The organism is Cupriavidus sp. GW821-FHT07C08 (assembly GCF_059419025.1).
In genome coordinates, this window is record NZ_JBWKQZ010000002.1 from 253,699 (window position 1) to 274,957 (window position 21,259).

General features: G+C 57.5%; 20 protein-coding genes and 2 pseudogenes. 10 read left to right on the forward strand and 12 right to left on the reverse strand.

The features are described 5' to 3' along the window. Positions 1-18: 18 nt before the first annotated feature. Positions 19-1,038 (forward strand): LacI family DNA-binding transcriptional regulator, encoded by a 1,020-nt coding sequence (locus AC07UK_RS04315; RefSeq protein WP_058698231.1) that lies wholly within the window; start codon positions 19-21, stop codon positions 1,036-1,038. A 357-nt stretch (positions 1,039-1,395) separates the two neighbouring features. On the opposite strand, the gene AC07UK_RS04320 is transcribed toward AC07UK_RS04315, so the two are convergent. Continuing rightward, positions 1,396-1,839 carry a MarR family winged helix-turn-helix transcriptional regulator gene (locus tag AC07UK_RS04320; protein ID WP_043355349.1) on the reverse strand — a complete coding sequence of 148 codons (444 nt, stop codon included), beginning with the start codon at positions 1,837-1,839 and terminating at the stop codon, positions 1,396-1,398. A gap of 151 nt (positions 1,840-1,990) precedes the next feature. Here AC07UK_RS04320 and aceE point away from each other — a divergent pair. The 3 genes and pseudogenes from aceE to AC07UK_RS04335 all read left to right on the forward strand — a co-directional run. Then, positions 1,991-2,353, forward strand: a pseudogene (aceE, locus tag AC07UK_RS04325) (pyruvate dehydrogenase (acetyl-transferring), homodimeric type); the annotation flags it as partial. Between the two features lie 108 nt (positions 2,354-2,461). Then, the gene (locus AC07UK_RS04330) at positions 2,462-3,778 is read left to right on the forward strand and encodes a cytochrome P450 (protein ID WP_081050313.1); all 1,317 of its coding nucleotides are present in this window, start codon (positions 2,462-2,464) and stop codon (positions 3,776-3,778) included. Positions 3,779-3,798: 20 nt separating this feature from the next. Further along, positions 3,799-4,020, forward strand: a complete 222-nt coding sequence (locus tag AC07UK_RS04335) for a ferredoxin (protein WP_199414552.1) — start codon at positions 3,799-3,801, stop codon at positions 4,018-4,020. 135 nt (positions 4,021-4,155) lie between these two features. Here AC07UK_RS04335 and AC07UK_RS04340 read toward each other — a convergent pair whose 3' ends face one another. Next, positions 4,156-5,256 carry an IS5 family transposase gene (locus AC07UK_RS04340; RefSeq protein WP_058698229.1) on the reverse strand — a complete coding sequence of 367 codons (1,101 nt, stop codon included), beginning with the start codon at positions 5,254-5,256 and terminating at the stop codon, positions 4,156-4,158. Between the two features lie 62 nt (positions 5,257-5,318). Here AC07UK_RS04340 and AC07UK_RS04345 point away from each other — a divergent pair, with 62 nt between their 5' ends. Continuing rightward, positions 5,319-5,519 (forward strand): FAD-dependent oxidoreductase, encoded by a 201-nt coding sequence (locus tag AC07UK_RS04345; RefSeq protein ID WP_369597129.1) that lies wholly within the window; start codon positions 5,319-5,321, stop codon positions 5,517-5,519. Positions 5,520-5,528: 9 nt separating this feature from the next. Here the strand turns inward: AC07UK_RS04345 and AC07UK_RS04350 are convergent, their stop codons facing one another. The 9 genes from AC07UK_RS04350 to AC07UK_RS04390 form a co-directional block, all read right to left on the reverse strand. Continuing rightward, a complete protein-coding gene (locus tag AC07UK_RS04350; protein WP_143010733.1) occupies positions 5,529-6,131 on the reverse strand; it encodes a helix-turn-helix transcriptional regulator in 603 nt (200 codons plus the stop codon). A 121-nt stretch (positions 6,132-6,252) separates the two neighbouring features. Continuing rightward, the gene (locus tag AC07UK_RS04355; protein WP_058698228.1) at positions 6,253-7,368 is read right to left on the reverse strand and encodes an acyl-CoA dehydrogenase family protein; all 1,116 of its coding nucleotides are present in this window, start codon (positions 7,366-7,368) and stop codon (positions 6,253-6,255) included. 11 nt (positions 7,369-7,379) lie between these two features. After that, complete coding sequence (locus tag AC07UK_RS04360; protein ID WP_058698227.1) at positions 7,380-8,561, reverse strand: acyl-CoA dehydrogenase family protein; 1,182 nt, start codon at positions 8,559-8,561, stop codon at positions 7,380-7,382. A 29-nt stretch (positions 8,562-8,590) separates the two neighbouring features. After that, on the reverse strand, positions 8,591-9,328 hold the full coding sequence (locus AC07UK_RS04365) for an enoyl-CoA hydratase/isomerase family protein (protein ID WP_058698226.1): 738 nt from the start codon (positions 9,326-9,328) through the stop codon (positions 8,591-8,593). 7 nt (positions 9,329-9,335) lie between these two features. Beyond that, positions 9,336-10,076: an enoyl-CoA hydratase/isomerase family protein gene (locus tag AC07UK_RS04370; RefSeq protein ID WP_043355358.1), complete on the reverse strand. Its 741-nt coding sequence runs from the start codon at positions 10,074-10,076 to the stop codon at positions 9,336-9,338. Continuing rightward, entirely contained in the window at positions 10,073-11,341 is a 1,269-nt protein-coding gene (locus AC07UK_RS04375; protein WP_058698225.1) for a CaiB/BaiF CoA transferase family protein, read from the reverse strand. Before AC07UK_RS04375 ends, AC07UK_RS04370 begins: the two co-directional genes overlap by 4 nt. Positions 11,342-11,354: 13 nt before the next feature. Then, entirely contained in the window at positions 11,355-12,770 is a 1,416-nt protein-coding gene (locus AC07UK_RS04380; RefSeq protein WP_043355360.1) for an aldehyde dehydrogenase family protein, read from the reverse strand. Beyond that, positions 12,770-13,639, reverse strand: a complete 870-nt coding sequence (locus tag AC07UK_RS04385) for a VOC family protein (RefSeq protein WP_052495072.1) — start codon at positions 13,637-13,639, stop codon at positions 12,770-12,772. Before AC07UK_RS04385 ends, AC07UK_RS04380 begins: the two co-directional genes overlap by 1 nt. A gap of 24 nt (positions 13,640-13,663) precedes the next feature. Further along, complete coding sequence (locus AC07UK_RS04390; protein WP_058698224.1) at positions 13,664-14,647, reverse strand: Bug family tripartite tricarboxylate transporter substrate binding protein; 984 nt, start codon at positions 14,645-14,647, stop codon at positions 13,664-13,666. A 94-nt stretch (positions 14,648-14,741) separates the two neighbouring features. Between AC07UK_RS04390 and AC07UK_RS04395 the strand changes: the two genes are divergently transcribed. Continuing rightward, a complete protein-coding gene (locus tag AC07UK_RS04395) occupies positions 14,742-15,389 on the forward strand; it encodes an IclR family transcriptional regulator (RefSeq protein WP_043355366.1) in 648 nt (215 codons plus the stop codon). 259 nt (positions 15,390-15,648) lie between these two features. Further along, on the forward strand, positions 15,649-15,987 hold the full coding sequence (locus AC07UK_RS04400) for a DUF5615 family PIN-like protein (RefSeq protein WP_377747427.1): 339 nt from the start codon (positions 15,649-15,651) through the stop codon (positions 15,985-15,987). A gap of 582 nt (positions 15,988-16,569) precedes the next feature. Here the strand turns inward: AC07UK_RS04400 and AC07UK_RS04405 are convergent. Continuing rightward, a pseudogene (locus AC07UK_RS04405) lies at positions 16,570-17,580 on the reverse strand (IS110 family RNA-guided transposase). Positions 17,581-17,795: 215 nt separating this feature from the next. On the opposite strand from AC07UK_RS04405, the gene AC07UK_RS04410 reads away from it, so the two are divergent. The 3 genes from AC07UK_RS04410 to AC07UK_RS04420 all read left to right on the forward strand — a co-directional run bounded on the left by AC07UK_RS04410 (position 17,796) and on the right by AC07UK_RS04420 (position 20,679). Further along, positions 17,796-18,781, forward strand: a protein-coding gene (locus AC07UK_RS04410; RefSeq protein ID WP_412459421.1) for an IS5 family transposase whose coding sequence is annotated in 2 segments (ribosomal slippage) — positions 17,796-18,393 and positions 18,393-18,781 — 987 coding nt in all. Because the reading frame shifts where the segments join, the coding sequence is not laid out codon by codon here. Positions 18,782-18,902: 121 nt separating this feature from the next. Next, positions 18,903-19,535, forward strand: coding sequence for a tripartite tricarboxylate transporter substrate-binding protein (locus AC07UK_RS04415; RefSeq protein ID WP_233528039.1), 633 nt, complete (start codon positions 18,903-18,905; stop codon positions 19,533-19,535). Positions 19,536-19,659: 124 nt separating this feature from the next. Continuing rightward, a complete protein-coding gene (locus AC07UK_RS04420; RefSeq protein WP_058698223.1) occupies positions 19,660-20,679 on the forward strand; it encodes a LacI family DNA-binding transcriptional regulator in 1,020 nt (339 codons plus the stop codon). The last annotated feature ends 580 nt before the right edge of the window (positions 20,680-21,259 follow it).

Here is a 21,259-nt window from a genome sequence, read left to right on the forward strand (position 1 = left end):
GATAACCGCTGATCCGATATGGTGAATGTCAAGCAAGTCGCCCTCCTCGCCGGCGTTTCCTCGGCAACAGTCTCCCGTGCACTGACATCGCCGGATCGGCTGCGACCTGACACGCTGGAGCGCGTGCAGAACGCCATCGCAAGCCTCAACTACGTCCCGTCTTCCTCGGCTCGGGACCTGCGTCAAGGGCGCACGCGATCGGTCGGCATCATTGCGCCGACACTGATGAACGAGCTTTACGCGAAAGCGGTCGATACCTTAGAGGCGCAGCTCGATCGGCTCGGATACACCGTTTTATTGACGTGCCACCGGGACGACAGTGAGACAGAACTACGCTGCGCGCGCGCGCTTTTGGAGCGCAGAGTCGACGGAATCGCCATTATCGGGTCACAGCATCACCCTGACGTCTTCTCGCTAATCCACAAGCATGCCATTCCGTATGTCCTAATGTGGGCCGTCGATCGTGAGGGTATGCATCCCACGGTGGGATATGACAATCGCTTGGCGATGCGCAGGTTGACGAGCTATTTGGTCAAACAGGGACATCGAAAGTTTGCCGTCCTCCCAGGGCCACTAGAGACTCAATTTCTCTCCTCTCAACGACTTCTGGGCATCCAAGACGTCCTCAGTGAGAACGGCATTTCGATACCCGACGACCGCATTCTCCCGACACCGTACGAAGCATCTGCCGTCCGGCAAGCGGTTCGGACCTGTCTCGAGCGTAATGACTCGCTGCCGCATCAGGAACAGCCGACTGCCCTGATATGCATCAATGACTTCGTTGCTGTGGCAGCGATCGCGGAGTGCCGCACATTGGGACTATCGGTTCCGAGCGACATCTCAGTTTCAGGCTTCGGCGACTGGCAGATGGCGGAACTGATGACGCCCGCACTCACGACCGTACACTCGAATCCCGTTCTGATTGGCGAACTTACTTCTCGTAACCTGGTTGATCAGATTGAAGGCGGGTCCAAACGCAATCAGACCGAGTTCGAGCCTGACCTTGTAGTTCGCGAAAGTACGGCGCCGCCCCGATAGTTGGTGAGCCAAACTACGTTTTGTCGCTACGGACGGAACTCAGCCGTCGCTCTAGCTAGGCCCTCACCGGGCACAAAGCGGTCGAAGCATACGTTGTCCAGCTATTAAATGAAGCGCTGCAGACAACGTTCTGAGGGAATTCTTCAGTCATGCGGGGCGCCTAATGGATATCAGTCTCTGCTCCATCCTGATGTCCGCTTAGGGTGGGTCGGTAAGCGCCGGTCATGCCACTGACCTTTGATTGAGGCGTCAGGGTACCGCCGTTGCCAACTAAGTCGAACGTGTCCCAAAAAGCGGACACATTCGTCCCCTCCGGCGCGAGCCAGAAGCGTCACCGCACGAAAAGGGAGTTCGAACCTATTTCGGCCACCCCGCTTTGGCTGCCGCCGCATCCAGCGCACGAGAAAATCGCCCGATGTCTTCCGGCCGGAACTCGGCCAGAAACAGTTCTTTGACCGCCGCCTCGTAGATGCCCCACATCTTCTTGCGCAAGGCCTTACCTTGCCGTGTGACGGACACGAACGCGGCGCGGCCGTCTTCCTCTGACCGGATACGGGTCACCAGTTCTTCACGCTCCAGCCGGTCAATCAGGCGAGTCAGGTTGTACCGCTCGATGGCAAGCACATCGGCCAGCTCATGCATCCGGCGGCTTTCCTCCGGCCCGCTTTCAATCCCCCACAGCACGTCGTACCACGCGTAGACTGGCAGTCCAGCCTCGGCAAGACGCCGATCCACCTCACGTATCAAGGCCCGGTGCGACCGTACAAACGAAAACCACAAATCCGGCTTCTCAGTCGACATGGTATCTCCAATAGTTGCAGTTGCAATTATGCCGCAGAGCGCTCACAATGCCCAGACGATTGCAACTGCAATTCATTTGAAGCGCAATGGCCACGCCTATCCGACCGGGCCTGATGCGAACCGAAGCCCCGTCAATCCCATGGAGACAGAGATGAATGCCCCGGTGTTGCCGCTACACGTATTGCCGCTGGATGTGGACCCGCAGGAAACCCAGGAATGGATTGAGGCCCTGGCCGCCGTGACCGAAGTGGAAGGCCGCGAACGCGCCCACTACCTGATCGGCCGCCTGCATGAATCGGACGCGGCCCGACACGGGGATTTCCATGGCGCAATCACGACGCCCTACGTCAATACGATTGCCGAATCGGGCGAGCAGCCGTACCCAGGCGACACCTCGATCGAGCGCCGACTGGCCGCCATGGCGCGCTGGAATGCCATGGCGATGGTGTTGCGGGCGGGCAAGCACTCCAACGTCGGCGGGCATATCGCCACATATGGGTTCTCCGCTTTCTTCTGATGTCTACGGGTCGACCTTCGATTCTGTTGTTGAGGGTAAACCCCCTTTGCGCCACATAGGTAGGCTACCTAACATTAGCCACCAATCGCCCTCGGAGATATTTCCATGACGGAGTCGCCTGCTCCCACCCCTTCCTCCAACCCATCTTCCGCGGTAGAAGGGCGCTGTCCTTTTGATGCGGCTGCGAACGAGCCGAAATCAGCGTGTCCTTTTCACGCTGAGGGCGACAGCGGCGGAATCCCAGATTTCCCCCCTAAGCGCGTAGATCCCTTGGCGCCGCCGCCGGTGTTCTTCCAGATGCAACAGAAGGGCGAATTGGCACAAGGTAAGCTTTGGGACGGAAAGATCGCTTGGCTTGTCACGCGTTATGACGATGTTCGCGCTGTCTTGTCGGACTCTCGCTTTAGCTCCGACGTCTCACATCCGGGATTTCCCTCTTCCAGCGCCGCAGTAAAGGTTGTTCGGAGTAGTAACCGGACCTTCATTACCCTGGATGAACCCAAGCATTCAGAGCAACGGCGGATGCTGACCGGCGAATTCACGATCCGAAAGATCGAGAATCTGCGGCCGCGACTTCAGGCCATCGTGGACAAGCTCTTGGAAGATTTTGCGATGGGGCCGCAGCCTTCTGACCTGGTTAGCGCCTTTACATTGGCGACACCAGCATTGGCTATCTCAGAGTTGCTTGGTGTTCCATACGACGATCACGACTTCTTCCAAGAACAGGCGATGATCATGACGTCGAGCACCGCGACGAGGGAAGAGGCTAGCGCCGCGAATCAAGCGTTGTGCGAATACCTGCGTGAACTGGTGGCGAAGAGATCCGAAAGCCCCGGGGAGGACATCCTCAGTCGCCTTATCGTTAATCATGTACGGAAGGGCGATATCACTGAAACAGACGTGGTCTCGCTTGGAAGGCTTCTGCTGATTGCCGGGCACGAGACGACGGCAAATACGACGTCGATGGGGGTGCTCTTCCTACTTCAGAGGCCGGACATCTGGGAAGAGCTTCGCCAGAATCCAAGCCTCGTTCCAAACGCGGTGGAGGAGATGCTACGCTTCCTGGATGTCATACAGTCCGGGACGCGACGTGTCGCACTGGAGGACGTTGTCGTGAATGGGCAATTGATCCGAGCCGGTGATCCCGTTGTCGTGCTTAGTATTTCCGCAAATCGCGACCAGGAGCAGTTCAAAGATCCCCACGTCTTTGACCTCCGCCGTGATGCCCGGACACAGATCGCATTCGGATACGGCCCGCATCAGTGCATGGGACAAGTTCTCGCCAGAGTCGAAATGCAGATCATGTTCACCGCCCTACTGAAGCGCCTGCCGAATCTTCGGCTGGCCGTGCCCATCGAGAGCCTCGCGTTCAAGAGCGATTCGCTCATGTATGGTGTTAGGGCACTGCCCGTTAGCTGGTAAATCCACTACGGCGAATCACGATGAAAATCACAATCTATCCCGAAAAATGCTGCGGTTCCGGCCAATGCGTCGTCAATGCGCCGGATCTGTTCGACCAAAAGGATGACGGAATCGTCATTCTTTTGAATGCCGATCCGTCGGCCGATCAATACAAAATCTGCACGCTTGGCTGCTGGGATCTGTCCGGCGTTGGCAATCGAGATTCACGAGGCTCTCTGATGATTCCCCTAACAGGCTGCTGAAGTACTCATCGCGCAAGCGATGAGTACTTCGCCTCAAGGCTGGTAGGTTCGCTATTTCTCACAATCCGGAAGTCGGACCTCCCTGCATCGACTTTTCCTGCGTTTTGACGCCCATTTCCGGCCTCATTACCGCGATTACTGCAACTGCGGACGGATTTGTCCCAGCGAGCGCATGCGCACGAGGTTGTAGGCGGCCATGCTCAGCACAAACATCTGGTCGACCTTCTTCAGGCCGCGCACCATCACCTGACGCATGCGCCCCACGGTCTTGACCCAGCCAAAGCCCTGTTCGATCAGCTTGCGCTTCTGTTGCGAGACCGCATAACCGGCGCTGCTGGCAATGGCATCAGGAACGGCCGAGCGCCGCCCCGAGGTGTTCTGCGCCACGTGGGGCGTCACCTTCATTTCCAGGCAGGCCTGAATGAACTCCTGCGCGTCGTATCCCTTGTCCGCGCCGACGGTTACTTCCACGTTCAGGTCCTCAACCACCTGCCTGGCATCGTTGAGCATTACCTTTGCGGCCTCGCGCTCGGCGTGTCCGTCCGCATTGGTCACCATGGCGCTCACCACCAGGCCGTGGCGGTTGTCGCTCAGGGTATGACCCATGTAGCGCAGCTCGCTGGCTGTCTTGCCCTTGCGGTACAGCTTGGCATCGGGATCGGTCTTGGACTCGTGCGTCTCGTTGCTGCGCTTGCGCCCCTTGAAGTTGCCGCCGTCGTTATCGTCTTGGTCGCCGCCATCCTTGCGCACGAAACTCTTGTGGCCTGCCCACGCCTGAACCAACGTGCCGTCTACGCTGAAGTGCTCACCCGACAGCCAGTTCTTCTTCTGCGCGATGGCCAACACCTCGTTGAAGAACTGGATCACTGCATCATGTTTGATCAGCCGTTCGCGGTTCTTGGTGAAGACCGTGGGCACCCAAACTGGGTCGTCCATCGACAGCCCGATGAACCAGCGAAACAGCAGGTTGTACTGCGTCTGCTCCATGAGTTGGCGCTCGGAGCGAATGCTGTACAGCACCTGCAGCAGCATGGCCCGCAGCAACTTCTCCGGCGCGATGCTTGGCCGGCCGCCCTTGATATCGGCCTCGTACATCTGCGCGAACAACCGGTCCATCTTCACCAGCGCCTGATTGGCCATGGTGCGGATCGAGCGCAGCGGATGGGACTTCGGCACGAAATCCTCCAGCCTCCGCATCGTGAACAAACTCTCGGTGAAGGTGTCTGCGCCGCGCATGAATGTGGGGTTGGATGGGGTCCTCAAACCAACGCTTCAGCCAGTCCTCGCGCTGACTTCCGTTGGAGGTATTTCAGCGGCCTGCTAAGCAAATCGTAGTCATCGGGGCAACGGCCGCCGGCATCACGGCGGCACGAGCAGCCTGCGCGCGCGAGGCTGGGGCGGATGGTACTTCCATCGCAAAAGAGGGCGGCCTGCCCAACGGCCGCCCATCTCTTTCGAAGCGGTTGATGGCTGGCAAACGTTCAGTAGAGCTCCTCTAAATAGATCGCCTAGCGGGCATAAAATTTCATTCCGCAAATAACATCTGCCGAAACTTTAAATCTATTATAGAAAGATGACTCAAAGTCATAGGATTGGCTCCACCCAATTCTGTTCGAAATATCCGGTATAGATCTTTCCAGTCCTGCCAATTCGAACAGCGAACGCATAAGCCGCTGCGTGTTACATATTTCCGTGAAGCAATTGCCCTGGCTGAAGAGGGTCCGCCTGACTCTCGAGGATGTTGTCTGCAAACTATCCGCTATATCTGCAATATTCCAAGCTTCCTTTGGATTCATAAACACCGACAATGAAATTGCCTCCCAAAGCGGCCTGGAATCCCACAGATCGTGCATTGGTTGATCACGCACCACAGAATAACTAGTTACATCCAGATCGAAGCTGCAATGCGAGCTCTTAAAAATAGAGCCGCCCAAGAACAGACTCGCAGGAGAAAAAGCGGGGAGCTTCACGAACTTCCCCTCTTTAATTACGCGTGAATAGCCTTGTCGGCTGATTATCTGCTCGCCACTCAACGAAGTCACTTTCATTGGAATTGGAAGAAAAATATCATGGATCCCGACTTGGCTTCGTGACTGAAGTTGCGTCTGCATCAATTACGCTACTATCCCGGTCCGATACTATGAGCAGCGCGAGGATGTACCACCGCGCTGCCGGAAACGATGAGGGTCACCCGCCATCGCAATTCATCGAGCACTTACTCTTCGCGGCGCCTTAGGCAGCCTTGTCAAGCTCGGGATGCATGGAGTCCGACATCTGCGCCAGATGATGCAGCGTATCTCCGAACACCGATTCCATTTGGGTAAGGCGTCTAAAATAGTGGCTGACGATATACTCATCCGTCATTCCAATCCCACCGTGCAATTGCACGGCCTGCTGGCCGACGAATCGCATCGACCCGCCCAACTGATATTTCGCTTGTGCCATGGCGCGACGTCTCTGGTTCGCCGGCGCGTTGACGTTGAGCGAGGCGTAGTAGCTCATAGACCTCGCGAGCTCTAGACTCATCTTCATATCTGCGACGCGGTGACGCAACGCTTGGAAGCTCGCGATAGCGACGCCGAACTGCTTGCGCGTCTTCATGTACTCCACCAGAGCCTCCAGGGTTACGTCCATCACGCCCACGGCCTCTGCACACGTCATTGCAATGCCAAGATCCACGGCATACGACAGGCAATCCTGGCCTTCGCGGGTGACTAGCGTGCCCGGCGCCTTCGACAACGTCAGCTCCGCGGCGCGCGAGCCGTCGACAGTTTGATAAGGGTGTACCAATACACCTGGGGCGGAGCGCTCCACAAGGAACGCTCCGAGAGTGTCAGCAATCATGGCGGGTACAATGTACGCAGCAGCATGATCGCCAACCGGCACGAGGCTCTTACTCCCAGTAAGCTCCCAACCTTCCGCCGTCTCGACTGCTCGCGTCTCGCACGTATCGATGCGATAACGATTCGCGCGCTCCTGCTGGGCCAGTACGACCAGACTTTCTCCAGAAGCAATCGTAGGCAGCCACGCCGCGCGTACGCTTGCTTCGGCGTAGTTCGACAGCACTGCACCCGCAAGTAGAACTTGCGCCAGCGGTTCGAGTACGATGCCCCGCCCCAGTTCCTCCATAACCACCATAACGTCGACCGGCCCCATACCGACGCCGCCATACTCTTCTGGGACGTAAAGTCCAGTCAGCCCAAGCTCCGCAAGCTCCGAATACGCGTCCGCGGAAAATCCGCCGCTGCTCTCGGAACTGCGACGGTGCTCAAACGTATAGCTACGCTTTACCCACTTTCTTACTGCATCTCGCAGTTGGTCCTGGTCGTCAGTGAATTCGAAATCCATGCTCTACTCCTTTATCCGAGGACCACTTGCGAAACAATGTTACGCTGCACTTCATTGGAGCCACCGTAGATAGTGGTTTTCCGCAGATTAAAATATGTCGCGGCAAGCGGAGCGTTCCGTCGCTCTCCACCTGGGAACTCGCCATCCCACTCCGTCAACATAGCGTCTTGAATAAATGGGAGGCTATAGGGACCTGCAGCCAGCATCATCAATTCACTGTAGCGCTGTTGAATCTCACTGCCTCGGATTTTCAGTAGGCCTGCGATATCCAATGGATTCTTCCCGGATTTTTCTGCCGAGATAACGCGAAGAACCAGCATTTCGAGCGCGATAATATCTACCTCGAGCTTCGAAACCTCGTCTTTGAAACGAGGGTCGTCCATCATGCCTTCTGCAGCCGCGATTCGCTTCAGGCGTCGGAGCTCACGCTTGGCACGCCCGACTTCTGCAATGTTCGAGCGTTCGTGACTGAGAAGGTGTTTGGCATAGGTCCAGCCCTTATTTTCTTCGCCAATCAGGTTCTCAACGGGGACCTCAACATTGTCGAACCAGACCTCATTGACCTCGCACTCGCCGTCCAGCAGCTTAATGGGCCGAACCGTGACGCCAGGCGAACGCATGTCAATGAGCAGGAAACTGATCCCTGCCTGCGGCTTCCCTTCTGTATTGGTCCGGACGAGACAGAAAATCCACTCCCCGTACTGAGCCAACGTGGTCCAGATCTTTTGACCATTGACTATGTACTTGTCTCCCTTTCGCTCCGCTCGTGTCTTGAGCGAAGCCAGGTCGGAACCCGATCCCGGCTCGCTGTAACCCTGGCTCCACCAAACATCGCCCGTCGCAATGCCGGGCAAGAAGCGCGCCTGTTGCTCAGCGTTACCAAATGCCATGATGACTGGTGCCACCATGACAGGCCCATAGGGCACGAGTCGCGGTGCTCCTGCCAACGCGCACTCTTCCTCGAATATGTGCCGCTGCACTGGTGTCCAGCCCGTGCCGCCGAACTCGACTGGCCACTTATACGTCAGCCAACCCTTTTTCCCCAGAATTTGGTGCCAACGCTGCATATCGGTGCGGGATAGCTGCAGTCCGTTGTGCACCTTGTGCGAGATCTCCTTCGGCAAATGGGCGTCGATCCACGCATGTACCTCTTTTCTAAATTCCTGCTCTTCTTCTGTGAAATTCAGATCCATTTCTCAGTCCCCTACTGTGTTAGTTAGTCCTAGCGGCCCACGAAAACGGGAGCGCGACGCTCCTTGGCCGCCAACGCCCCTTCCCGGGCGTCTTCACTCCTGGCCAGCATCTGAGCTTGGTACTGGGCGCTATAGCCTGCCTCAACCAGTCCTACCGGAATCGAGTGTCTCGCCGCCTGTTTGAGGAAACGCAGTACCAGCGGCGCTGCGCTCGCAATCTGACGCGCTGTCACTAGAGCTGCCTCTGTTTCGCTTCCTGGTTCACAGAGTTCGTTTACGAATCCGACTTCATAGGCCCGTTGGGCGGATACCGGGCGCCCGGTCAACATGAGCTCCATCGCGATCTTGTGGGGAATCCGACCGACCAGCGAGCTAATCAAGCCGGCTGCCATGCCTAGGCGACCTTCGGGATAGACGAAGGTCGTTGCCGAAGTCGCTACACAAAGATCGCAGAATGCAAGCATCGATACGCCCGCCGCTATCACGGGGCCATTAACCGCTGCAATAACCGGCTTTCCAATGTCAAATGCGACATTGGGAATGGCATGCCAAAAGGAATCCGGTGGATCGTCCGTGTCGAGGCCTGCCGTAAACACCGACCCCTCTGCACGTAGCAGGGCAACGCGATCCTCTGAGCCCGCGAAGTCTTGCCACGCGTCGTGCAACGCGTCGCACATTTCCGAGTTCAGCGCGTTTCTCTTATCCGGCCGATTCATCGTAATGACCCGGACGAAATTTTCTGATTCGATTTTTATCAACTCGGCCATGGCGTTCTTAACGCTTCTTGTTCAGGAAGGATTTGAAGATTTCCTGAGTGGCTTCGGTATTCAAGAGTTCGGCGAACATCTTCACTTCCAGGTCGAGCGCAGAACCCACAGCGGCACGATTCTCGTGGTTCAACATCCGCTTTGTCGCGCGTACCGAAGCCTTGGGAAGCTTTGCCAGTTCGGCAGCCGTTTCGCGCGCCCGTGCAAGGGCTTCCCCGTCCTGCGTCAGCGACGTCAGAAGCCCGGCATCGAAAGCTTCTTCTGCATCAAAGAACTTTCCAAGCATCAACCACTCACGTGCCTTCCGGACACCTACCAGCGATTCGAGCAGGTAGCTGGATGCGCCCTCGGGGCACAGACCCAGCGATACGAACGGCATGCGGAAGCGCGCATCTTGGGATGCGTAGGCAAAATCGACGTGTTGCAGCATCGTGGCGCCGATTCCAATCGCCAGTCCCTCGACTGCTGCGATTAGCGGCACATCGATCGCGGCCATCTTCCGGAGAAGCGTGACAGCAGGGGAATCTTCATTACCCCGCCGGGTCTGGAAATCATTGATATCGGCACCGACAGTGAAGTGTCCGCCCGCACCATGCACGATGACTGCGGCACATTCCTTGTCCGCGTTGGCCTCATCCAGAAGACGGGTCAGTTCCTGGTACATCGCGGCGCTGATCGCATTGCGCTTTTCTGGACGCGCAATGCAAATCTCCAGGACGTTTCCGACATTATTAGCTTGGATGCTCATGATTGCTCCTGAAGTGTCTTTTTTGACGTTTGGCAACTAATCACCCCACGTTCTTCGAGACCGGCGATGTGGTCCGCGGAAAGTTCTAGCAAGTCGGAAAGCACGTCTTCTGTGTGCTGACCGAGTTTCGCGGGCGCCCGAACGTAGTGCACCGGCGTTTTACTGAATTTGATGGGATTGGCGATGCCCCGTACCGAGCCGATACCTTTGTCAACCGGCACGTCGATCGTCATCTGACGGTGGATGACCTGTGGGTGAGCAAAGGCTTCCTTGTAGGTATTGATACGACCGTGCGGGATATCCGCTGCGGAGAACGCGGCAAGCCAATGCTCGGTTTGGCGCGCCGCAAGAACCGACGACACCTGCGCAATTAGCGCCTCTCGATTCCGAATGCGTCCGGATGCGGAATAGAACGTCGAATCCCGGGCCAGTTCTTTGGCGTCGATCGCTTGGCAAAAGCGTTGCCACTGGGAATCGTTCCCCACAGCAACTACCACCTTACCGTCTGCCGTATCAAAGACTTGATACGGTACGAGAGACGGATGCGCGTTCCCCCACCGGTGCGGTTCGGCGCCATTGATCAGGCACGACAATCCCTGATTCGACGACAAGCCAACCAGACAATCGAGCAGTGCCAAATCGATGTGCTGACCTTCTCCCGTGACATTCCTGTGGTTCAACGCGGCGAGGATCGCGACCGTCGCATACAGTCCCGTCGTCAGATCAGCAATGGCGATCCCGACCTTCTGTGGCCCACCACCAGGCTCGTCATCACGCTCGCCCGTTATGCTCATCAGCCCGCTTTCCCCCTGGAAAACGAAGTCGTAGCCGGGGCGGTCAGCGTACGGCCCGGATTGGCCGTACCCGGTGATAGAGCAATAGATCAGGCGCGGATTGATCTTTTTCAGACTGTCGTAGTCAAGCCCTCGACGAGCCAGATCACCAACCTTAAAGTTCTCTACAAAGATGTCGCACTCAAGAACGAGCTTACGGATCAGATCCGCACCGTCTGGGTTGGCGATGTCCACGCCAACCGATCGTTTGTTCCGATTTGCGGAAGCGAAGTAGGTGGAATCCTCAAGCACTTCCGCTTCACTCGTCATCGCATACGGCGGCCCCCACTGCCGCGTATCATCCCCTCGCGATGGGTGCTCAATCTTGATGACATCGGCTCCCATGTCGCCCAGCATCTGGGTACACCATGGCCCTGCGAGCACTCGCGTCATATCCAATACGCGAATGTTCCCTAGAGCTTGTTTCTGCATAAGAGACATTCCGTCATCCCTCGTTCATTTGGATAGATTTGTACTCGAGGAACTCATCCAAACCGACGTGACCCGCCTCCCGGCCAACACCGCTTTGTTTGAAGCCGCCGAAGGGCGCTACGGGGTTGAATCGGGCGCCGTTAATATCGACCTGTCCTGCACGAATCTTCTTAGCGGCGTCGAGTGCGAGGTCAGGATCGCCCCAAACGGCCGCCGCCAGGCCATACACCGTTGCGTTGGCGATGCGGATGCCGTCGTCGATTTCGTCGTAGGGAATCACGCAGAGCACGGGGCCAAACACCTCTTCCTTGGCCAGATAGTTATGTTGATCTGTGAGAAACACCTTCGGGCTGACGAAGAATCCTGCAGGCGGAACATCCTGGCCTGACGCGATGAGCGTGGCGCCCTCCGCTACCCCTTTTTCCGCTAGTTCCTGCACGCGGTCACGCTGCTTGCCAGAAATGAGCGGGCCGATCCGATGGCCTTCGACGAGGCTGGATCCGACAGAGAACTTGGCGAGTTCTTGCTTCACCAGGGCTTCGACGGCCGACACATCACGCGAGTGAACAATCAACCTGGTCAGCGCGCTGCAAGTCTGACCGTTGTTGAGGAAGCAGGAAGCGAGCGTTCCCTTGACGGCCACAGTCAGGTCCGCACCCGGCAATACCAAGGAAGGCGACTTGCCGCCCAATTCCAGCGTCACCTTCTTAATGGTCGACGCGGCCAAGCAAGACACTGCACGACCCGCTTCCGTGGATCCTGTGAAGCTAACCATGTCCACGCCGTCAGCTCGCGCCAACGCTGCGCCCACTACCGCACCCAAGCCGTTCACAACGTTCACCACGCCCGAAGGAAAGCCTGCGTCATTGATGGCATCGCAGATAAGGCGCGTTGTTCGGGGCGTCAATTCACTTGGTTTGAGCACGACTGTGTTCCCGGCCAGAAGCGCGGGCACCACCTTCAGAATGATCTGATGAAGCGGGAAATTCCATGGCGTGATACATGCCACGACGCCGAATGGCTCCCGGACGATGACAGATGGGCCCGTTCGCGATTGCCATGGAAATCCTTCCGCCAGCTTTACGAAGTTCCCAATGTTCCGAATGGGCGAGTCGACTTGAACGATGCGTGAGATCTTCAAGGGCGTGCCAACCTCAGCCGCGATAGCATCGGCCAACGACTCCTGCCGATTTGTGAGTTGGTCTTTTAGGCGATTAAGAATTGCGCATTTGTCCGACACGGATGTTGCGGACCAGCTGGCCAATGCGTTCTGCGCGGCACCCAAGGCGAGACCGACGTCCTCCTCGGTACCTGGAAGAATTTGGGCCGATACCAGGCCAGTATTCGGGTCCTCTACGTCGATGAGCTGTGTGCCAGAAGCACGGCGCCACGATCCCCCGATGTATTGCTGATCGAAGATCTCCGGCATCACGACTGCACCTCTGAAATCTCTTCGACTTTCTCGGGGCTACCGGACCATCCCCACGCCAACGAGGTTCGGGATACACCAAGTAGGACGCCATTCAGCGCGCTCGGATGGATCCAGAGGCCGTCCTGCTCGGGCTTGCCCGTGTCGGTCCTTCGGGTCCACTTTGCGTTGCGCGATTCGAGTCGCCTGATTACGTCCGCCAAATCATGCGTTTCGATGTAGCACATGTAAAGTGCGTCACCTCGCTTGCCCGAAAACCTGCCCATGGCAAAGGCGGGATCATGCGCTTCAGCCAATTCGATGCGATCGAGACGATCCGGCGCGAACATCAGCAGCGTGCCTTCATAGCCAAATCGCGCGAACGTGATGTCTACTGCCTTGTCGCGCTGCAGGCCCAGTTTTCGCGCGTAGCAATCCGCGACTTCTCGCCAGTCGGTGCTGAGAACCATGGTGAGCTCGTACAGAAACGACACAGGACCATTCGCTCGAACCCGCGCTGCCGCTTCGCTGACAACGAGTGGCATGCCATAGAGGCCGCCCGCGTTCAAATAGAGACGGCCGTCGGCTTCAGCAAATCGGATACCTTGCTCGGCAAGGAACCTCTGGCATTCAGCCAGGCTAGCTGTCGAGACCCCTCCAAAGAAGAGGCCTTCCCCGAAGCTATCAAGATGATCACTTACGACCCCTGCTCCCCGCGGGGTCCAAAGTTCGACCGTGCTTTCGCCGATTACCAGGCTACGGCCACGGGCATTCAGATGGTCGCTTGCAAGCTCATCAAGATACTGCGCCCCAAGTACTTCCCTGTAGTTCTGCTCTGCTTGATCGAGGTCGCGCACCGCAACGAGGATTCTGTCAACCGAGTTCAACATTGCTTCTTCCTTAAAGTAACTGACCTACTGCACGGTGATGTGCGCGGTACGAATGAGCTTTTGCCATTTCGCCGACTCCTGCTGGATGAATCGGCCGAACTCATCTCGTCCTGCGCCAGAGATGATTCCGCCGATGTCGCCAATCTTGCTGCGGACGTCAGGCATCTTGAGTACAGCTTGAATTTCGGCATCCAAACGGGTGACGATCGGCTTCGGCGTTGCGGCAGGTACCAAGACGCCGAACCAACCAGTGATCTGATAGTTGCTCAGACCAGCTTCAGTCATCGTTGGGACGTCCGGCAGCAACGGGGAACGGACAGCACTCGTGATGGCGAGTGCGCGAACCTTTCCGCCTTTTACGAGATTCAATGCCGAAGGCATGTTGTCAAACATGATCGGTACATGGCCTGCCATCGTGTCGTTCAGGCCGGGGCCGCTACCGCGGTATGGCACATGAACCATGCGCAGGCCCGCTGTCGAAGCGAACAGTTCACCCGCCAAGTGCAAAGATGTTCCGTTGCCAGGCGTTGCGTACGACAAGGGATTGGGCTGTTGCTTCGCGTACTGAACGAGTTCCTTCACCGATTTGACCGGCAGTTGCGGGTTGACCACCAGCAGGTTGGGAACCTCCGCCAGGAGCGTCACCGGCGCGAGATCTCGCGTGGGAGAAAAGCGAGCGTCGGGAGTAAGCGTGGGGTTGATGGCAATAGGACCAATATTGCCCATAACGATGGTGTATCCATCAGCGGGCTGTTTCGCAACATAGGCCGTGCCAACATCGCCCCCAGCGCCTGGCTTGTTCTCGATCACCACGGGCTGCCCGAGTCGTTCAGAGAGCTTGGCACCGACGATACGTGCCAGCATGTCAGTGGTGCCGCCCGGCGGATACGGCACGACCCACTTGATCGGGCGACTCGGCCAGGACTCGCTGGCGTTCGCAACAGATTGACCGGTCGCTGCCCAGCACCCCACCACAGCGGCGCTCAAGCCCAATATCCATCGTTTCATTCGTTGTCTCCTGACCTCAAGAAGCAGGTTGCATCTCAAGGGCACCTGGCTTATGATGTTCACTAGGTGAACTAGCGGTACACAGGGTGTACGAATGAAGAATAATAGATCGATCCAACGCTGTCTAGCGGTGCTGCGCGCTTTCCGAGAGAACGGGCGACCTACGTTGGCGGAGTTGTCGCGTGCCGTAGACCTGCCGCACCCGACCGTTCTGCGCTTTCTATTGACTTTGGAGGAGGAGGGATATGTCGCGCGCGAGGGCAACCAATGGCGCTTGACTACCCGAGTCTTCGAAATCGGCTTTGCTGCTTTGGAAAGTTTGGGAGTGACAGACTCGGTTCAGCAGATGCTCCAGCAACTGGCTGACACGTACGCAGGAACATCCAACCTGGGTGAAGCGAACCCCGACGGGGTGATCATTATTGGAAGGGCGATGGCACTCGCGGAACGCCGTCGCCTCGTGGTGATGAATCTCCGGGTTGGAAGCATCCTGCCTCCAAGTAGCGCGCTCACACAGGCGTTGACCCTCGGGGTCGGTGAATGGGCGATGGTCGAGTATCCAGAGAGCAATCAGATCTCAGTTGCAGTCCCGCTTGCTCGGGTTGGCAACCGCCAGCTGGCTATCGGGATTTCCACATCGCCAGCCGAGGCGACACCCGAAAGGATCGAGAATGAAATCATTCCAACACTTCAGAATGCCGCAGCGATGGTCTCAAGGCTTGTTGGGATGGGGCCAGCGTAGGGAGTTCGCTCATCGCCCCGGGTGCGGAACCGTCGACTGATCAACACGAATCTGCCCGCTTGGCCGCTGGGATCTGTCCGGCGCTTGCAATCGAGGTTCACGAGGATCTCTGATGATTTCCCGTGAGCACATCGTAGTCGTCGGGGCACCCGCCGCCGGCATCACGGCATCACGGCATCACGGCGGCACGAGCGCTGCGGGCGCAAGGGCTGGCCCGGACGCCTTACGCTCATCGGAAAAGTAGGCGGCTTACCCTAGCATGGCGCTCATTGGACACGCCGACGAGGCCAGTTTCGCGACGGCTTGTGAAACGCGACGCATCATACTGACGCACGATTCTGATTTCTTGGATGATCAGCGCTTCCCATTTCACCGTAACCCAGGCGTGGTCGTTCTACTAGCTGCAACTGGCAATGGGACGCTGGAAATCGCATTAGCAGATCACTTGCGCATACTAACGCCCCGTACGGCAACGCCCATGTTGGCGCCAATATCTTCGCAACAGACGATCGAGAATGGACCGTCCGCAGGCATACTCGCGCCGAAGGAAGGCACGTTGAAACCCGCATCAAGCTGCATCCAGGAGATGACGCCCTAATTTGGGAGTAGCGGAGGCGTACCTAGCTACGCAGACGATTCTGCGACATGAAAGTTGCCGGGCAGGATCAATCTTCGAAGCTGTTCTGATGCGTGGTGTCTGCGACACTGCCGCTTTGGCTGGCGGTCAACGTAAAGGCATTGAGATCTGGGGCCGCTCAGTAGCCAGTACTTTGAGCCCGCATCCGATACTCCAGATCAATGCGGCCACCTTGGTTGTCAGCGTGCTCGTACTGATGATGGCGCGACAACCCGGTGTTCTGGCGATGCACAACTGTCATAGTTGCTGCGGCGCGATCCGTCACTAGGGAATCGCCTTATGTGGACGCCTCCCGGATTGCAAGCCGATTGACATGGTGGTCGACAGGTGAAGGCAGCACGCCTATGTCCGGCCCTTTTGTGCAGGCCGCTCAGCCTGCTGGCCCATATGGAATTCGCTGGCGAGGTCCTCATCTGATCATCGAGCGTTGCTGCTCACATTCCCTATCGGGTTTTCCTCGCCCCGGTCCAACCTGTTAGCCATCATGCGATCAATGCTTGCGCTCCTTGAGAAGAAGTCAGTTCAGGCGGGCCACGCACCTGGCTATGCAGCCATGGCGGGTGCCGTGTATCTCGTATCCCTTGCTAGCACCGCCCAGATGGTCCGGGCGAGTTTGTTGGCTACGGCAGCCACCACTACATTGAAAGGACGTCGCTGAAGCAATCCGTCGAGCCAGGCGGTTCATGCGCCTTTGATGATCACCGATCTGGCGCCGTGTATGAGTAGGGTGCGCAGGTAGGTGTCACCTCGCTTGCTAATGCCAAGCTGGCGCACGTGACCACCGGTGCCCGTTTGTTTCGGTACCAAGCCTAACCAGGCAGCGAACTCACGCCCGGAGCGAAACGTTTTGGCATCGCCGATCGCAGCCACCGCAGCCGTGGCGGTTAGCAGCCCCACGCCAGGAATTTCAGCGATCTTCTGGCATTCCTGATTGTCGCAAAGCGCAACCTTGAGCCGACGTTCCAGCACAGCGATTTCCTTGTCGGTTGCCTGCACGCGTGCCCATTGCTCTCGTAGGCTGTCGATCAGTATGGCTGGCAAGCGATTCGCGATCTTGGCAAGCGCACCAGAAATTTTTTCGGCAAATTCCCGATATCCTTCCGGAAGGACTTCACCAAACTCATAGAGTAAGCCGCGCAATGCGTTCGTCTGCATGATCCGGAACTTCATCAGTTGAGCCCGGATGCGGTGCAGCGCCAGAATGGTCTGTTGCTGCTCGCTCTTGATCGCAACAAACCGCGCCTCGGGCTGCTGGACTGCTGTCCAGATAGCTCTGGCATCGGCAGCGTCGGTTTTATTACGCAACACAAAGGGACGAACCGATCGCACAGAGATGAGCTTCACTTCGTGGCCGAGCTTCTGCAGTTCTCGTGCCCAATGGTGGGCGCTGCCGCAAGCTTCGATGGCAATGAGTGAACGCTCCCGCTGAGCAAGGAAGTCGGTGACCTGGCTCCGCTTCAACTTGATGCGCTCGATTTCACCAGTGTTGGCATTCACCGCATGAAGTTGGAAGACATGCTTGGCAATATCCATGCCGATGACGGTAAGCTTCATTTTGGATCGTCCCGATCAGGGTCGTTTGCAATCGACACCTCCACTTTGGCATAGGGATGCCATGGCAGCGAGGACCCTTACAGTTACTCTTGCAGGTAAGCGGCGCCCCGTTGCCGGGGGGAGGCGTCCATACCGTCTGATTAAATCAGTGCGCGAGTCATCGAGGCATTGGGTGAGCGCGTTGTCATGAGCGTGTCCATGATTCAGGTCCTGTGATGAAGCGACAGATCAGTTTTGCGGAAGCGGAAAGTCACGGCAAGAAGCGTGTGACGCGCCGCCAGCGCTTCCTGTCGGAGATGGAGAGCGTGGTGCCGTGGGCGCGCCTGATTGCGGCGGTCGAGCCGTACTACCCCAAGGGCAAACGTGGCCGGCCGCCGATCGGCCTTGAGCGGATGCTGCGCATTTACTTCCTCCAGCAGTGGTACGGGCTGTCGGACGAGGCACTGGAAGACGCGCTGTACGACAGCATGGCGATGCGGGCGTTTGCCGGGATCGACCTGGCAGTCGAGGCGGTGCCAGACGCGACCACGCTGCTGAAGTTTCGCCGCCTGCTCGTCGAGCATGAACTGACGCGAAAGCTGTTCGACGAGATCGGCATCATGCTGTGCGAGCGGGGACTGATGATGAAGGAAGGCACGATTGTGGATGCCACCATCATCGAGGCGCCACCGTCGACCAAGAACAAAAAGAAGAGCCGCGACCCGGAGATGCACCAGGCCAAGAAAGGCAATGCTTGGCACTTTGGGATGAAAGCCCATGTCGGCGTGGATGCGGCCTCTGGGCTGGTGCATAGCGTGGTGGGCACTGCGGCCAAGAGTCGGACGTGTCGCAGGCCCATGCCTTGCTGCATGGCCACGAGGAGCATGCGTTTGGCGACGCGGGCTACACGGGCGTGGACAAGCGCGAGGAGATGCAAGGCAAGACCGTGAAGTGGCAGGTGGCCGTCAAGCGCGGCAAGATCAAGGCGATGTGTGACGGAGCCGTCAAGGACTTGCTGATCGCCGTCGAGCGGGTCAAGGCACAGATTCGGTCGCGGGTTGAGCATCCGTTCCACGTTATCAAGAATCTGTTTGATCATCGCAAGGTTCGCTACAAGGGCCTGTTCAAGAACACGGCGCAGTTGTTCAGCCTGTTTGGTTTGGCGAATCTGGTGTTCGCCAGGAGGCTGTTGTTGTCCTCAGAGGGGAGCAATCCGTCCTGAGCGCGCAAAAGCGCGACCAGGAAAGGTGCGAAACGCGAGAAAGACGGCTTGAATCGGCCCATCTCTCCCGGATTGCGAAAGCTGAAGTCCTTGGCTTGTGCAACATCAAGCGCAAACCTCATTGATCAGCAATTCCTTAGTGACAACGGTGCCGCTCATTATCGTCACAGCAGCAAATTCGCCAATAAAGGACCTGCGCCAATTAGTCTCGATGGCAAAGGCTAGGCCAGGGCAGATCACCTTTGGATCCGCCGGCAATGGTTCGGGCAGCCATCTGGCCGGGGAACTCCTTAGTACCATGGCTGGCGTCAAGATGAACCACGTTCCCTATAAGGGAGACGCGCCTTCGCTCACAGACGTGCTCGGTCAGCAGATCAATGTTGCCCTTCCCACCTCGCTCGCGGGAATGCCGCAAGTCAAGAGTGGAAAGCTCAGGGCGCTCGCGGTCACGAGCAAGACTCGATTACCGTCACTGCCCGATGTGCCCACGGTAGATGAAGCGCTCGGGATAAACGGCTACGAAGCCGTTTCCTGGGGCGGGTTCATGGTCCCGAGCGGGACATCACAGGCCATCATTGCTAAGATGAACAGCGAGTTCAACAAAGCCCTTCAGGATCCGGAGTTCCGCGACAAGCTGATGGCTCAAGGAGCGCAGATCGCAGGCGGCACGCCTGAGGCGTTCAATGCGTTTCTTCGCGCCGAAGTTTCGAAGTGGAAGCGAGTGGCAGATTCAGCAAAGGTCCGGCTCGACTAGCCTCACCAGGGATGTCGATCCGTCGTCGGGAACCCCCCGACGACGGAAACTGCTTTCGACTACCAATCGTTACAATGGATGGCAGACGGCCGACATTCCGGCTGAAGATAACATCTGACCCGATATGGTGAATGTCAAGCAAGTCGCCCTCCTCGCCGGCGTTTCCTCGGCAACAGTCTCCCGTGCACTGACATCGCCGGATAGGCTGCGACCTGACACGCTGGAGCGCGTGCAGAACGCTATTGCAAGCCTCAACTACGTTCCCTTCTCGGCGGCTCGCGAACTACGTCAGGGGCGCACGCGATCGGTCGGCATAATTGCGCCGACACTGATGAATGAACTTTACGCCAAAGCAGTAGATACCTTGGAGGCCCAGCTCGACCGGCTTGGATATACCGTTCTGTTGACTTGCCATCGGGACGACAGTGAGACCGAATTGCGCTGTGCGCGCGCCCTATTGGAGCGTAGAGTCGACGGGATCGCAATAATCGGTTCACAACATCATCCCGAAGTCTTCTCGCTGATACACAAGCACGCTATTCCGTATGTACTAATGTGGGCCGTGGACCGCGAAGGAATGCATCCGACGGTGGGGTATGACAACCGCTTGGCTATGCGCAGGCTAACCACCTACTTAGTCAAACAAGGACACCGGCAGTTTGCAGTGCTCCCAGGTCCTCTCGAAACTCAGTTTCTATCGTCTCAACGGCTTCTGGGGATCCGAGACGTCCTCAGCGAGAACGACATTTCCTTACCCGATAACCGCATTTTTCCGACCCCTTACGATGCATCTGCTGTGCGACAAGCGGTGCGCGTCTGCCTGCAGCGCAAGGACTTGCTGTTGCATCGGGAACAGCCGACCGCCCTGATATGCATCAATGACTTCATTGCTGTGGCGGCGATCGCGGAGTGCCGCACATTGGGACTTTCGGTTCCGAGCGACATCTCTGTCACAGGCTTCGGCGACTGGCAGATGGCGGAACTGGTAACACCCGCGCTAACGACAGTGCACTCGAATCCCGTTCTGATTGGCGAGCTTACTTCGCGCAACTTGATTGAGCAGATCGAAGGAGGAGCCAAAAACATCCAGACCGAGTTCGAGCCTGACCTAGTAATTCGCGAAAGTACTGCGCCACCTCGATAATAGATGGCGGCCTCAAATCAAAAGTGCAACACCTTGCCATCATGCATTACTGTCCTGATCGTCCCAAGACTTCCCATAGCCGCATGATTTCGCGAGCCTTGGTCTGACGGTCGATGACGTCCGCTTTTCCATCGAGGCCCATCGCCTCACGAGGGAATTCCGCACATCCTGCCGGTGCAAGTTGGACGATCGAGATGCCCTTTCAAAACGGCATAAAGCTGCCTTGCGGCAGCGACGCGTTCTTGTGGCGTTGTTGCTTGTGACACGATCCCGTTCCCCTTTGATGCAGTGGGTAGGATTTTATCGCGCGAGACCTATGTGCCACACGGGCAAATGGGGCACGAAGCAACTGTAGGCGCAGGCAGGACATGGTTCCAGATGGATCGCGGCGATCCAATCGGGTTACATGGCGGTTACATAGACCGCAAAATGCACAAGGGTTTACAGGAAAACCCCTGTAAACCCTTGATTTTATTGGTGCGGCTGCAGGGCTCGAACGCGCCGCCCGATTTCCCGACACAGCGCCGGCAGCGCCACTATGGATTCAAAGATCCATCGCGCAGGCAGCCCAATGAGGCCC